14 protein-coding genes are annotated in these 13,031 nt (G+C 46.5%); 12 read left to right on the top strand and 2 right to left on the bottom strand.

The window, feature by feature from the left end; all coding sequences use genetic code 11:
• Position 1 precedes the first annotated feature (1 nt).
• The 12 genes from atpB to F5971_RS09720 all read left to right on the top strand — a co-directional run bounded on the left by atpB (position 2) and on the right by F5971_RS09720 (position 11,189).
• On the top strand, positions 2 to 826 hold the full coding sequence (gene atpB, locus F5971_RS09775; RefSeq protein ID WP_036512805.1) for a F0F1 ATP synthase subunit A: 825 nt from the start codon (positions 2 to 4) through the stop codon (positions 824 to 826).
• A 77-nt stretch (positions 827 to 903) separates the two neighbouring features.
• On the top strand, positions 904 to 1,128 hold the full coding sequence (atpE, locus tag F5971_RS09770; protein WP_036512808.1) for a F0F1 ATP synthase subunit C: 225 nt from the start codon (positions 904 to 906) through the stop codon (positions 1,126 to 1,128).
• A 76-nt stretch (positions 1,129 to 1,204) separates the two neighbouring features.
• Positions 1,205 to 1,675, top strand: a complete 471-nt coding sequence (locus tag F5971_RS09765) for a F0F1 ATP synthase subunit B (RefSeq protein ID WP_036512810.1) — start codon at positions 1,205 to 1,207, stop codon at positions 1,673 to 1,675.
• A 12-nt stretch (positions 1,676 to 1,687) separates the two neighbouring features.
• A complete protein-coding gene (locus F5971_RS09760; protein WP_193494924.1) occupies positions 1,688 to 2,224 on the top strand; it encodes a F0F1 ATP synthase subunit delta in 537 nt (178 codons plus the stop codon).
• A gap of 16 nt (positions 2,225 to 2,240) precedes the next feature.
• Complete coding sequence (gene atpA / locus F5971_RS09755) at positions 2,241 to 3,785, top strand: F0F1 ATP synthase subunit alpha (RefSeq protein WP_036512813.1); 1,545 nt, start codon at positions 2,241 to 2,243, stop codon at positions 3,783 to 3,785.
• 91 nt (positions 3,786 to 3,876) lie between these two features.
• Positions 3,877 to 4,743: a F0F1 ATP synthase subunit gamma gene (atpG, locus tag F5971_RS09750; protein ID WP_036512816.1), complete on the top strand. Its 867-nt coding sequence runs from the start codon at positions 3,877 to 3,879 to the stop codon at positions 4,741 to 4,743.
• A 37-nt stretch (positions 4,744 to 4,780) separates the two neighbouring features.
• Positions 4,781 to 6,160: a F0F1 ATP synthase subunit beta gene (atpD, locus tag F5971_RS09745; protein WP_036512819.1), complete on the top strand. Its 1,380-nt coding sequence runs from the start codon at positions 4,781 to 4,783 to the stop codon at positions 6,158 to 6,160.
• 32 nt (positions 6,161 to 6,192) lie between these two features.
• The gene (locus F5971_RS09740; RefSeq protein ID WP_193494858.1) at positions 6,193 to 6,618 is read left to right on the top strand and encodes a F0F1 ATP synthase subunit epsilon; all 426 of its coding nucleotides are present in this window, start codon (positions 6,193 to 6,195) and stop codon (positions 6,616 to 6,618) included.
• Between the two features lie 140 nt (positions 6,619 to 6,758).
• Positions 6,759 to 8,132: a bifunctional UDP-N-acetylglucosamine diphosphorylase/glucosamine-1-phosphate N-acetyltransferase GlmU gene (gene glmU / locus F5971_RS09735; protein WP_193494857.1), complete on the top strand. Its 1,374-nt coding sequence runs from the start codon at positions 6,759 to 6,761 to the stop codon at positions 8,130 to 8,132.
• 11 nt (positions 8,133 to 8,143) lie between these two features.
• Positions 8,144 to 9,970: a glutamine--fructose-6-phosphate transaminase (isomerizing) gene (glmS, locus tag F5971_RS09730; RefSeq protein WP_193494856.1), complete on the top strand. Its 1,827-nt coding sequence runs from the start codon at positions 8,144 to 8,146 to the stop codon at positions 9,968 to 9,970.
• A gap of 518 nt (positions 9,971 to 10,488) precedes the next feature.
• Entirely contained in the window at positions 10,489 to 10,665 is a 177-nt protein-coding gene (locus tag F5971_RS09725) for a hypothetical protein (RefSeq protein WP_205126703.1), read from the top strand.
• Positions 10,662 to 11,189 (top strand): virulence RhuM family protein, encoded by a 528-nt coding sequence (locus F5971_RS09720; protein WP_223116306.1) that lies wholly within the window; start codon positions 10,662 to 10,664, stop codon positions 11,187 to 11,189. Before F5971_RS09725 ends, F5971_RS09720 begins: the two co-directional genes overlap by 4 nt.
• Positions 11,190 to 11,282: 93 nt before the next feature.
• On the opposite strand, the gene F5971_RS09715 is transcribed toward F5971_RS09720, so the two are convergent.
• The gene (locus tag F5971_RS09715) at positions 11,283 to 12,143 is read right to left on the bottom strand and encodes an ABC transporter permease (protein WP_237748676.1); all 861 of its coding nucleotides are present in this window, start codon (positions 12,141 to 12,143) and stop codon (positions 11,283 to 11,285) included.
• The gene (locus F5971_RS09710; protein WP_036513401.1) at positions 12,140 to 12,973 is read right to left on the bottom strand and encodes an ABC transporter permease; all 834 of its coding nucleotides are present in this window, start codon (positions 12,971 to 12,973) and stop codon (positions 12,140 to 12,142) included. The genes F5971_RS09715 and F5971_RS09710 overlap by 4 nt, the downstream gene beginning before the upstream one ends.
• Positions 12,974 to 13,031 lie beyond the last annotated feature (58 nt).

The following is a 13,031-nucleotide window of genomic DNA, read 5'->3' as shown; positions in this document are numbered from 1 at the left end:
AATGGCAAGCGAAAACCCTACATCCTCAGAATATATTGCCCATCACCTCAGCAATCTCACATTCGGTAAGCATCCTGTTGAAGGATGGTCTTTTGCCGGCGGTGAGAAAGCTGCGGAAATGGGATTCTGGGCGATCAATGTCGATACCATGTTCTTTTCCATCCTGACGGGCCTATTTTTTATATGGCTTTTCAAAAAGGTGGCGGACAGCGTGGTGGTTGGTGTTCCGAACAATCTACAAAACTTCGTTGAAGTGGTCATAGAGTTTGTTCAGGATAACGTCAAGAGTATATTCCATCACAATAATCCAACGATAGCGCCTCTGGCGTTGACAGTATTCGTTTGGATATTTTTGATGAACCTTTTGAAACTCATACCAGTGGATTTTATTCCTTTCATCGCAGGTGAAATGGGTATTCCTTACTGGAAAATCGTACCAACAACCGACATTAACGCGACGTTGGGCATGAGCTTCAGTGTGTTCTTCCTGATCGTTTACTACAGTATCAAAGTTAAAGGTGTCAAAGGTTTTGCCGCTGAGCTGTCCTTGATGCCATTGGGTAAGTACTTTATTCCGTTTAACCTGTTCCTTGAGCTGGTTAACTTATTAGCTAAACCTGTTTCGCTAGGCTTGCGTCTATTCGGAAACATGTATGCTGGTGAAATTATCTTTATCCTGATCGCACTTCTGCCTTTCTGGGTACAGTGGGTGCTGTCTGTGCCTTGGGCAATTTTCCATATCCTGGTAATTGTGCTGCAGGCATTTATCTTCATGGTGTTAACAATCGTTTATATGGCGATGGCCCATGATGAGCATGATCACTAATCATTGATTAGTGATCTGCAATGAAAATAGTTTTTTTGTAAAATTAACTTTAACCTTAAAAATGTTGGAGAAAAAAAATGGCTGAACTGCTGTTTATCGCTGTTGCTCTGCTTCTGGGTCTTTCTGCACTTGCTGGTGCTTTGGGCGTAAGTTTGCTGGGTGGAAAATTCCTTGAAGGTGCTGCTCGTCAGCCAGAATTGGTTCCTTTACTACGTAGCCAGTTCTTCATTGTGGTAGGTCTTGTTGACGCTATCCCAATGATCGGTGTAGGTATGGCACTGTACATGCTTTTCGCAGGTTAATAACCGGTTTTTTTATAGCCTTGGGGCTTACCCAAAGGGGTATGAACCTTATTAATCAATCGCGAGGGGTAATGGCGTGAATATAAATCTCACCATCATTGGTCAGGCCATAGCATTCGCCATTTTTGTTGTTTTCTGCATGAAGTATGTATGGCCGCCGATTACGACCGCCATGGCAGAGCGCAAAAAGAAGATTGCCGAAGGTTTGGATGCAGCTGACCGTGCTGAACGTGATCTGAAGCTTGCTCAAGAAAAAGCGGCTGACAATCTACGTGAAGGTAAGGAGCAAGCTGCTGCCATCATTGAACAGGCCAACAAGCGCGCGAACCTGATCATCGAAGAAGCCAAAGAGAAGGCTCGTGAAGAAGCGGCTCGCGTAAAAGCGGCAGCTGATGCTGAGCTCACCCAGGAAGTTAACCGTGCGAAAGAAGCTTTACGTGCACAGGTTGGCGTTCTGGCTCTTGCTGGGGCTGAAAAGATATTGGAAGCCTCTGTTGACCAAAAAGCACATGCCAAGCTAGTTGAGAAACTGGCAGCTGAGCTTTAAGCGAGGTTTATGATGGCTGAACTCAACACTATCGCTCGGCCTTACACAAAAGCAGCGTTCGATTTTGCGCTGGAAAAGGGCGAAGTCGATCAATGGTCAAATATGCTGTCATTGGCTGCGGCTGTAGTGAATGACAGTGAAATGAAGCGTGTACTGGGTACACCTTCACTGAGCGTGGAGCAAAAAGCAGACTTGTTAATCGCAGTATGCGGTAAACAAGTTAACGAAGCAGGCAAAAATTTTCTGACACTCTTGTCACAAAATCGCCGCTTGGCTTTGCTTCCCGAGATTTCAAATCAATTCAATGAATTGAAAGCAAATCATGAAAAATCCATCGAGATTGACATGGTCACTGCCTACGATTTAGACGCCGAATTGGTTGAAAAATTAGCTCAGGCTTTACGTACTAAGCTGGGGCGTGAAATTAAAGTAACATCAACAACTGATAAATCAATTATCGGCGGTGTTATTATTCGCGCTAATGACCTTGTGATCGACGGTTCTGTTCGTGCCAAATTGGCAAAACTAGCCGAAGCGATGAATTCCTGAGTAACGGGGAATAACAATGCAGCAACTGAATCCATCTGAGATCAGCGAGATTCTCAAGAAGCGCATCGAAAAACTTGATGTGTCTTCTGAAGCCCGTAATGAGGGCACAATCGTAAGTGTATCTGATGGTATCATCCTGATTCACGGTCTAGCCGATGTAATGTACGGCGAAATGATCGAGTTCCCAGGTGGTATCTACGGTATGGCGTTAAACCTAGAGCGTGACTCTGTAGGTGCCGTCGTACTGGGTGACTATCAAGGTCTGGTAGAGGGCATGACTGCTCGCTGCACAGGTCGTATTTTAGAAGTTCCGGTTGGACCTGAACTCTTAGGTCGTGTCGTTGACGCATTGGGTAACCCAATCGACGCGAAAGGACCGATCGAGACAAAACTGACCGACGCCGTTGAAAAAGTAGCACCGGGTGTAATTTCCCGTAAATCGGTTGATCAGCCTGTTCAAACAGGTTTGAAAGCAATCGATGCGATGGTTCCGGTGGGTCGTGGTCAGCGTGAGCTGATTATCGGTGACCGCCAGGTTGGTAAATCAGCGATTGCGATCGATGCGATTATCAACCAGAAAGGAACCGGTGTTAAGTGTATCTATGTTGCGATAGGTCAAAAGCAATCGACTATCTCCAACGTAGTGCGCAAGCTCGAAGAGCACGGTGCAATGGATCACACCATTGTTGTAGCTGCAGGTGCTTCAGATCCAGCGTCAATGCTGTTCTTGGCTCCTTATGCTGGCTGCTCTATGGGCGAATACTTCCGTGACCGTGGTGAAGATGCGTTGATCATCTATGATGACTTAACCAAACAAGCTTGGGCATATCGTCAGATTTCCTTGTTGCTACGTCGTCCACCCGGACGTGAAGCATACCCAGGTGACGTATTCTATCTTCACTCTCGTCTACTTGAGCGTGCTGCTCGTGTTAACGCAGATTATGTTGAAAACTTTACCAAGGGTGAAGTGAAAGGTAAGACAGGTTCGTTAACGGCGTTGCCGATTATCGAAACTCAAGGCGGTGACGTGTCTGCCTTCGTTCCAACCAACGTAATTTCGATTACGGATGGTCAGATATTCCTTGAATCAGACCTGTTCAACTCGGGTGTTCGTCCTGCGATCAACGCAGGTTTGTCCGTATCCCGTGTAGGTGGTGCTGCTCAGACTAAGATCATCAAGAAATTAGGTGGTGGTGTACGTCTGGCATTAGCGCAGTACCGTGAATTGGCGGCATTCGCTCAGTTTGCATCTGACTTGGATGATGCGACACGTGCTCAGCTTGAGCATGGTCAGCGCGTAACCGAGTTAATGAAACAAGCGCAGTACTCACCTATGTCTGTTGCAGAAATGGGTCTTAGCTTGTTCGCAGCGAACGAAGGCTATCTAAAAGACGTTGATTTGAACAAAATCGGTGCATTTGAAACAGCTTTGATTGCTTTCTTCAACAGCGAATTTGCTGATCTGATGAAGTCAATCAATCAGTCCGGCGACTATAACGACGAGATTGCTGCTAAGTTCAAGGCAGGGATTGAGAAGTTCAAATCTACCCAAACTTGGTAAGCACTTTGTTGAAGTAACTTGCAACGAAGTAATGCGGTCTGTAAACCAAGGTTTACAGACCCTACACTGAGTGAGGAATAGAGGCGGAACTATGGCAGTCGGAAAAGAAATTAAGACACAGATTGCGAGTATTGGTAGTACGCGCAAAATTACCAGTGCCATGGAAATGGTGGCTGCGTCTAAAATGCGCAAAGCCCAAGATCGTATGCGATCCTCCCGCCCGTATGCCCTAGGCATCAAAGGTGTTATTCAGCACGTTGCCAAAGCAAATCCTGAATATAACCACCTTTACATGCAAGAGCGTGAAGTGAAACGCGTTGGTTTTATCGTCGTTTCGTCTGATCGTGGTTTGTGTGGCGGCTTGAACGTAAACGTGTTCAAGAAAGCTGTTATTGCTATGAAAGAGTTCCATGAGCAGAAAGTCGAAATCGACATCTGTGCACTGGGCAACAAAGCCATTACTTTCTTCAAAAACTATGGGGGCAATGTTATTGCTGCCAAAGGTCATTTAGGCGACTCACCTGAACTTGCAGATCTGATTGGATCTGTAAAAGTGATGCTCAACGCCTTTGAAGAAGGAAAAATTGACAAGATCTTCATAGTATCGAATGAATTTGTTAACACGATGACACAACAACCCGTCGTCGAACAAGTTCTTCCAGCGCGGGCAGACGATAACGGAAATGAACAACTGAACCGTAGTTGGGATTATCTGTATGAGCCAGATGCAAAAGAGCTGCTTGAGGCGCTTTTCATTCGCTATATAGAGTCGGTTGTTTATCAAGCAGTTATTGAAAATATCGCCTGTGAGCAAGCAGCACGTATGCTAGCGATGAAGAATGCAACAGATAATGCCGGTGACCTGATTGATGAGTTGAAGATGGTTTACAACAAAGCTCGTCAGGCAGCGATTACCCAAGAAATTTCTGAAATCGTGAGTGGTGCGGCAGCTGTTTAATGCAGTTCACAGGTTTAAAAGTTAAGAGGATCCGGACATGAGTAGCGGACGTATTGTTCAGATTATCGGTGCGGTTGTCGACGTGGAGTTTCCACGTGACTCTATACCGAAGGTTTATGACGCATTAAGCGTCACGAAAACCGGTCTGACTCTTGAAGTTCAGCAACAGCTGGGCGACGGTGTAGTCAGAGCCATTGCGATGGGTCAAACCGAAGGTGTAAGCCGTGGTCTTGACGTCGTCAATTCAGGTGCGCCAATTTCTGTACCTGTAGGTACAGCAACCCTAGGTCGCATCATGGATGTTTTGGGTAACCCAATTGATGAAGCGGGCCCAATCGGTGAAGAAGAGCGTATGCCTATTCACCGTAAAGCACCTTCCTACGCTGATCAAGCAGCTTCTAACGAGCTGTTAGAAACCGGTATCAAGGTTATTGACCTTGTTTGTCCATTCGCTAAGGGTGGTAAAGTCGGTCTGTTCGGTGGTGCGGGTGTAGGTAAAACCGTTAACATGATGGAATTGATCCGTAACATCGCGATCGAGCACTCAGGTTTCTCTGTGTTCGCGGGTGTGGGTGAGCGTACTCGTGAGGGTAACGACTTCTACTACGAGATGAAAGAATCCAACGTATTGGATAAAGTATCTCTCGTATACGGTCAGATGAACGAGCCACCAGGAAACCGTTTGCGTGTTGCGCTAACAGGTTTGACCATGGCTGAAAAATTCCGTGACGAAGGTCGTGACGTACTGTTGTTCGTTGACAACATCTACCGTTACACCTTGGCCGGTACTGAAGTATCTGCGCTTTTAGGTCGTATGCCATCTGCGGTAGGTTATCAGCCTACACTGGCAGAAGAAATGGGTGTACTGCAAGAGCGTATTACCTCAACGAAAGTGGGCTCTATCACCTCTATCCAAGCGGTATACGTACCTGCGGATGACTTGACTGACCCATCTCCAGCGACCACCTTCTCTCACTTAGATGCGACCGTTGTATTGTCACGTCAAATTGCTGAGTTAGGTATCTACCCTGCGGTTGATCCATTGGATTCAACTTCACGTCAGCTGGATCCTTTAGTGATTGGTCAAGAACACTACGATGTTGCACGTAATGTACAGGGTGTTCTTCAGCGTTATAAAGAGCTGAAAGACATCATTGCCATTTTGGGTATGGACGAGCTTTCTGATGAAGATAAGCAAGTTGTATCTCGTGCACGTAAAATTCAGCGTTTCTTATCTCAGCCATTCTTCGTGGCCGAGGTATTTACCGGTTCTCCTGGTAAGTACGTGCCACTAAAAGACACCATCAGCAGCTTTAAAGGTATTTTGGAAGGTGAATACGACCATATGCCTGAGCAAGCTTTCTACATGGTAGGCGGCATCGAAGAAGCGATTGAAAAAGCCAAGAGCATGAAGTAAGTTCTGGCGGAACCTTTTAAGAGGTAATCAACATGGCTGTAACTGTTGAATGCGAAATCGTAAGTGCTGAAGAAGAAATCTTCAGAGGCAAAGTCGAGTTCGTTTCAGTAACAGGAAGCCTGGGTGACTTGGGTATTATGCCCGGTCACACTCCGCTATTAACGGAACTGAAACCAGGCCCGATCGAACTGCGTAAAGAAGGCGGTGAGCAGGACATTTTTTATGTCTCTGGTGGCTTTATTGAAATACAGCCTTTCAAGATAACGGTGTTGGCTGATACAGCCCTACACGCGCAGGATCTTGACGAAGCTGCAGCAATGGAAGCTCAGAAACATGCTCAGCATGCCATTTCTGATAAGTCTGGCGAGTTCCAGTACTCACGTGCTGCTACTCAATTGGCTGAAGCGGCTGCGCAATTGCGTACTTTACAGCAGATTAAGAAAAAATTGGGTAAGTAAGTCTATAGCGACTGACTACCGGTACAAGAAAAGCAGCTTTCGGGCTGCTTTTTTTTATGCTTAAAAATGCTCTAGGGAGTCAAGAGTCGCATATCGGTGTAAAATATCCCTTTGCGATTATCCCGTCAGGAGAAAAATGGATGAAAACAGACATCGTTATTTTAGCGGCAGGTCAAGGAAGCCGAATGAAATCTGCCCTACCTAAAGTCCTCCATCCCTTGGCTGGAAAACCTTTACTATTCCATGTAATTGACAGTGCTTCACACATAACCGATGGTCAGCTTCACCTTGTCGTCGGGCATGGTGCCGATCAGGTTGAATCCGCCATTCGCGATAGCGCAGCAGACGTAAAGCTTGCCGTACAAGATCAGCAGTTAGGTACAGGCCATGCCGTAGCCCAAGCTCTACCCAATTGTGCGGAAGACTCCATCGTGTTAATTCTCTATGGTGATGTGCCTTTAACCCCAAGTGCCGTGTTTACATCACTGATTACCGAAGCAAACAAAGGGCAATTGGCTCTGTTAACTGTTACTTTAGATGATCCTACGGGATACGGTCGAATTCTTCGCAATCATAGCAATGAAGTCATCGCGATTGTTGAACAAAAAGATGCCACGCCAGAAGAGTTACAGGTAGAAGAAGTCAATACTGGCATCTTAGCCGTCCATGTGCGTTATCTACGGAAATGGTTACCCTTATTGTCGTCTGAAAATGCCCAAGGTGAATACTACCTAACGGATATCATCGCAATGGCGGCTGCAGATGGTGTACCGATTGCAGCGATACAACCTCAGTACGAACAAGAAGTACAAGGCGTGAATACACGTTGGCAATTGGCTCAGCTTGAACGTTGGTATCAACAACAACTCGCTGAAGCCTTGATGGCGTCTGGCGTGACGCTTGCGGATCCGAGCCGCTTTGATCTAAGAGGTAATTTATCCACAGGCACCGATATCTTTATAGATATTAACTGTGTATTTGAAGGTGACGTTGAGATTGCCGAACAGGTCAGCATTGGCCCTAACTGCATGATACGTAATTCACGCATTGGTAAACATACGGTGATTGAAGCCAATACCCATATAGACGGTGCAGAAATCGGTGAGCACGCGCATCTTGGCCCCTTTGCACGCATTAGGCCTGGCACTCAGCTGGGTAAGGCTACCAAGATTGGTAATTTTGTCGAAACTAAAAAAACTGTCTTAGGGCAGGGCAGCAAAGTAAACCATCTGAGTTACATTGGTGATGCTATTATTGGAGAATCGGTGAATATAGGTGCAGGAACCATTACCTGTAACTACGACGGTGTGAATAAGTCGACAACCAAAATTGGTGACAATGTCTTTGTCGGCTCAAACACAGCCTTGGTTGCACCTGTGGATATCTCTGCCAATGCCACGATAGCTGCAGGATCTGTAATTACCAAAACCGTTGAAGAAGGCCAACTTGCCATCGCGCGGGGCCAACAACGTAATATTATCGGTTGGAAACGACCGCAGAAGCGTCAATCTTAAGGAGCAAGCGCATGTGTGGAATAGTAGGAGCTGTTGCAGCTAGACCCGTAGCTGAAATTCTGCTTGAGGGATTACGTCGGCTTGAATATCGCGGCTATGATTCAGCGGGAATGGCCTTGATTGCGGATAAGGATATCCACAGATTAAGACGGGCAGGTAAGGTCTCTGCCTTAGCCGATGCGTTATCCACAGAACCCTTGCGCGGGCACACTGGAATAGCACACACGCGTTGGGCAACTCACGGTAAACCGAATGAAGTTAACGCACATCCACACATGTCAGGTGAGCAGCTAGCGGTTGTCCACAATGGCATCATCGAAAACTACGAACCCATCAAAGCTCAGTTGATTGAACAAGGCTACGTGTTTGCGTCGGAGACAGATACCGAAGTCGTGGCACACTTACTGGACCAAGCCATTAAATCCGGTATGTCTTTGAAACAGGCAGTACAAAATACTGTGTCGCAACTGGAAGGCGCGTTTGCCTTAGGAGTTATCCACAAAGACTTTCCTGATCTATTAGTGGCGGCACGAAAAGGTAGCCCTCTCGTCATTGGTGTGGGCATGGGTGAATATTTTATCGCCTCCGATCAGCTTGCCTTATTACCCGTTACTGATCGGTTTATGTTTTTAGAGGACGGTGACATCGCTTTACTGACACAAGATCAAGTTGAAATTGTGGATAAGTATGGCCAGGACGTACAGCGATCTATTTCAGTGTATGAACATGGCATTAGTGCTGTGGATAAAGGTGAATTTAAACATTTCATGCTGAAAGAGATTTATGAACAGCCTGATGTAATGGCACAGGTGCTTGAAGGTCGTATTGCCAACGGGCATGTTCTGGAACAGGCTTTTGGCGTCGATGCCAAGCATGTGTTCGATCAAGTCAAACAAGTTCAAATCGTCGCGTGTGGTACGAGTTATCATGCGGGCATGGTGGCAAAATACTGGTTTGAAGAATTGATTGGTTTGCCTTGTATGGTGGAAGTGGCCAGCGAATTCAGGTATCGATCCGTGGTGATACGTGAAGGCACCCTGTTGATAACCTTATCCCAATCGGGTGAAACCGCCGACACCCTCGCGGCGTTAAGGGATGTTAAATCGCAAATTCTTGCCAGTTTGAGTATTTGCAACGTACCGGGTAGTTCATTGGTGCGTGAATCGGATCTCTGCTTAATGACCAATGCGGGGCCCGAAATAGGCGTCGCCTCCACGAAAGCCTTTACCTCGCAACTGGTTGCTCTTTTGCTGACCTGTTTGGTGATAGGGTGCCGTCATGGTCTAACGTCGGAACAAGAAAAGCAGATCGTCACCGATTTGCAAAATTTACCGACCCTTACCCGCACCATTCTCGACCTAGACGAGCCTGTAAAAGCCATGGCAGAGGCCTTTGCAGAGAAGCATCATGCGTTATTCTTAGGGCGTGGAGCACTGTATCCGATTGCCTTGGAAGGAGCGTTAAAGCTAAAAGAGATTTCCTATATTCATGCAGAGGGCTACCCAGCCGGTGAATTAAAACACGGGCCTTTAGCGCTTGTGGATAAAGATATGCCCGTTGTCACTGTTGCCCCGAATAATGAAATGCTGGACAAGCTCAAAGCCAATTTACAGGAAGTACGTGCCAGAGGTGGTGAGCTGTTTGTGTTTGCGGGTTGTGAACAAACATTAAAATCTGAAGAGGGCATGCAAGTCATCGCCCTTCCGGCTTGCAGTAAACTGATGGAGCCGATTGTCTATACGCTGCCTTTACAGCTCCTGTCCTATCACGTCGCGGTGTTAAAAGGGACGGATGTGGATCAGCCGCGTAACTTGGCGAAGAGTGTTACGGTGGAGTAGGAGGATAATCACGATCATTTTTAAGTGTCAGAGAATAATAAATTTTGATAATTATAGGCCTCCTTCTATGCGTGAAGTATATGGAGGCCTTTTTTATGTCAGATACCAATAGGTCAATTGATCCGAAGCACAAGAAGTTACTTTCCTATCTCGTTGGAAGGGATATGGGCGAGACTAGGCATCCTTTATCAAGGCTCATGAATTATGTAACCAAGGTGAAAGTGTCTGTATTCACAGTGCAACCGTTGGCCAAATTCATCACTTGCTTTCTGGTATCGAACTTCATGCATTTCTTATTTTTGACCAGTATCAGCAAACGGTTAATATCAGAGAACAGTTTCCTATCGATGTGGAAGATACCCCTGTGGTTGTTTTACCTTTGGCAAAGCAGCGAGCGATCATTGCGATGGTCAATACCCTGGCAGAAGAACAAAGGTTGATACAGAAGTGAGTTAATAATGGTGAGCGCATGATGGGTGCGATCATTAAGATTTATTCGAAAACAAGGAGGTAATCATATGAGAGATCAGCATCAACCCTTCGAGCAACTGAAGCAGATTGATGAAAATGACATGGAATTTTGGTCAGCCAGATCAATTTCTAAACTATTAGGCTATTCCGAATACTGTCATTTTCAACCTGTTATTACAAAAGCATTACATCAGAACCATGTATTTGACGAGGTTAAGGCATGACGGATAAGCAGCAACCCCAAGCCCCAATCGGCGAGTTTGTTATGTTCGCAAGCGCGGATGGCAAGGTACGTATCGAGTGTCGCTTCGAGAACGAAACGCTGTGGCTCTCGCAAGCGATGATTTGTGATCTGTACGGCAAGGCTAAGGCCACCATCAGTGGGCATATCAAAAATATATTTGAAGAGGGTGAGCTGAACGAGGATTCAGTTGTTCGGTTTTACCGAACAACTGCCGCAGACGGTAAAAACTATCAGGTGCAGTACTTCAGTTTGCCCCTAGTGCTGGCCGTTGGCTACCGCGTGCGCTCAACCCGTGGTACACAGTTCCGCCAGTGGGCGAAACAGACACTGCAGGAATATTTGATCAAAGGTTTTGTGATGGATGACGAGCGACTGAAAAATCCGCCCGTTGGCCAGTTGGTTGTACCGGATTACTTTGGCGAAATGCTGGAACGCATCCGCGACATTCGCGCTAGCGAGCGGCGGATTATTGCCAGAATGAACTGGCTAGGCCAACAGTTGTAAACAAAACAGTTTACAACTGTTATCGACCCAAAAGACAATCTTACACCGACTCTGTAACCTTAAGTGTATGTTATACGGAACGCCCCCCTTAACCTACTTACCCAACTTCGACAACATCTCAGGCCGCATAAACTTATTGATAATCAACATAAATCCAATGGATGGAATCAATAAAATCAGTGCGGTAATCGACGATATCTGGTAATTCCCTTCCATGCTGGCGGTATAGAGCAATAAGGGTAAGGTCGTTACCTCTGGCGCCCCGACAAAAAAGGTGCCGGTAAACTCATCCAATGACTCCAAAAATACAAAGATACTGGCCGCAATGAGACCCGGTGCTGCTTGTGGCAGTACCACATGGATAAAGGTGTAGATTGGCCCGGCTCCCAAATTACGCGAAGCACGGGACAGCATGGGATCAATAGAGGAGAAGGCCGCGACACTTATCCACACGGAATACATCAGCCCATGCACGCTGTGCACCAACACGACACCGAGCAGAGTGCCGTTGAGTCCCCAGTCATAGAAAATGCGGGCAATATTGATGTATACCGTTAAATTCGGGAAGGCTTGAGGAATCAAAAACAGCAGCATAAATCCTACCCGCCAAGGCATGGTGTGTTTGGATAGCGCATAGCCAGCCGGTATCGACACCAGCAAACACACAACAACAGCACAGAGGGCGATGATAATGCTGGTCATCAGTGAACCCGAGACATCACTGTAGGGATTAAACACTTGCTGCCAGTACTTCAATCCCCACTGATTGGGTAAGGTGTGTGGGAAATACCAGGTTTCTGCAATTGTCCAAATCAATAAATTCGCGATGGGGCCAAAAAGCGCCAAGGCTAAGAGGGTGATAAATGCAGTTTGCGCCCAAAAACTCCAGCGTAAGGTGAATCGGGCTTTTAGTGATCGAAATCCTCTGTGTTGGGTTGTCATCGTTTGACTCATGATAAAGCCCCCTTATCCTTTAAACTCTGACGCAAGTAGAACCATGCTAGGCCTGCACAAATTAAGTAAGACACCATGCCTAGGGCATTGGCGACAGGGTAATCACCGTAAGAATTCACTCGAAACGCGATATCGGCGGTGATCATGGTGGGTGAGCCTGTGCCTATCATGAGCGGCACGGATAACACCGACATAATGGTCACAGTGGACAACACAAGCGCTACACCAATGGTTGGCATTACTTGCGGCAAAATTACATCCACTAAAATGCGTAGACGCGAGGCGCCCAGGTTTTGTGCCGCTTGAATCTGGTCTCGGTTTAACGCGGCCATTGCGCCACTGATCAGCAAGGTTGAAAAGGCTAACTGTTTCCAGACAAAGGTAATGATAATGCCGCTCCAGCCAAGTAAAGAAATCGTTTCAAAAGGGGTCATCACACCCATCGCGACAAGGGTGTTGTTCATCAAACCATTTTTCGCTAAAAACGTGCGCATCATTTGTGCGGCAACGATAAATGGAATGAACAAGGGCAAGCGATAGAGCAGGGCCAATACGGCCACCAGCTTGGGAAAAGGAGACAAGGTCAGTGTTGCAGCAATTCCAATTGACAGGATCGCCAGCAATACAACTGAACTCAGGACAATGATTATGGTGAACTTGATATCGTTTGAGTAGAGTTCGAATACCTTTACAAAATGATCGAGCGTGAAAGACAAATCATCCTGAGTAAACGCCGAGACTAGCGAAAAAAACAGCGGATACAAGAATAACGCCACGACCATTAATGCAGCTGGCCCAATGAGTAATAGGTTAGAAGTGGATGCTCGCATAGTAAACCTGAGACAAAACGCTGAGACTAAAATAAGCCCTAAGCAAGCGTATCTCGCT

Origin of the sequence: Nitrincola alkalisediminis (assembly GCF_009821115.1) — a bacterium.
Lineage (GTDB): Bacteria > Pseudomonadota > Gammaproteobacteria > Pseudomonadales > Balneatricaceae > Nitrincola > Nitrincola alkalisediminis.
This window is presented reverse-complemented; position numbering and strand designations above follow the sequence as displayed.

Bases quoted from the DNA above. Each gene is read 5' to 3' on its own strand.
- atpG (WP_036512816.1), top strand. From the start codon at position 3,877: ATGGCAGTCGGAAAAGAAATTAAGACACAGATTGCGAGTATTGGTAGT.
- F5971_RS09725 (WP_205126703.1), top strand. From the start codon at position 10,489: ATGAGAGATCAGCATCAACCCTTCGAGCAACTGAAGCAGATTGATGAA.
- glmS (WP_193494856.1), top strand. From the start codon at position 8,144: ATGTGTGGAATAGTAGGAGCTGTTGCAGCTAGACCCGTAGCTGAAATT.
- atpB (WP_036512805.1), top strand. From the start codon at position 2: ATGGCAAGCGAAAACCCTACATCCTCAGAATATATTGCCCATCACCTC.
- atpD (WP_036512819.1), top strand. From the start codon at position 4,781: ATGAGTAGCGGACGTATTGTTCAGATTATCGGTGCGGTTGTCGACGTG.
- F5971_RS09715 (WP_237748676.1), bottom strand. From the start codon at position 12,143: ATGAGTCAAACGATGACAACCCAACACAGAGGATTTCGATCACTAAAA.
- F5971_RS09740 (WP_193494858.1), top strand. From the start codon at position 6,193: ATGGCTGTAACTGTTGAATGCGAAATCGTAAGTGCTGAAGAAGAAATC.
- atpE (WP_036512808.1), top strand. From the start codon at position 904: ATGGCTGAACTGCTGTTTATCGCTGTTGCTCTGCTTCTGGGTCTTTCT.
- F5971_RS09720 (WP_223116306.1), top strand. From the start codon at position 10,662: ATGACGGATAAGCAGCAACCCCAAGCCCCAATCGGCGAGTTTGTTATG.
- F5971_RS09710 (WP_036513401.1), bottom strand. From the start codon at position 12,973: ATGCGAGCATCCACTTCTAACCTATTACTCATTGGGCCAGCTGCATTA.
- F5971_RS09760 (WP_193494924.1), top strand. From the start codon at position 1,688: ATGGCTGAACTCAACACTATCGCTCGGCCTTACACAAAAGCAGCGTTC.
- atpA (WP_036512813.1), top strand. From the start codon at position 2,241: ATGCAGCAACTGAATCCATCTGAGATCAGCGAGATTCTCAAGAAGCGC.
- glmU (WP_193494857.1), top strand. From the start codon at position 6,759: ATGAAAACAGACATCGTTATTTTAGCGGCAGGTCAAGGAAGCCGAATG.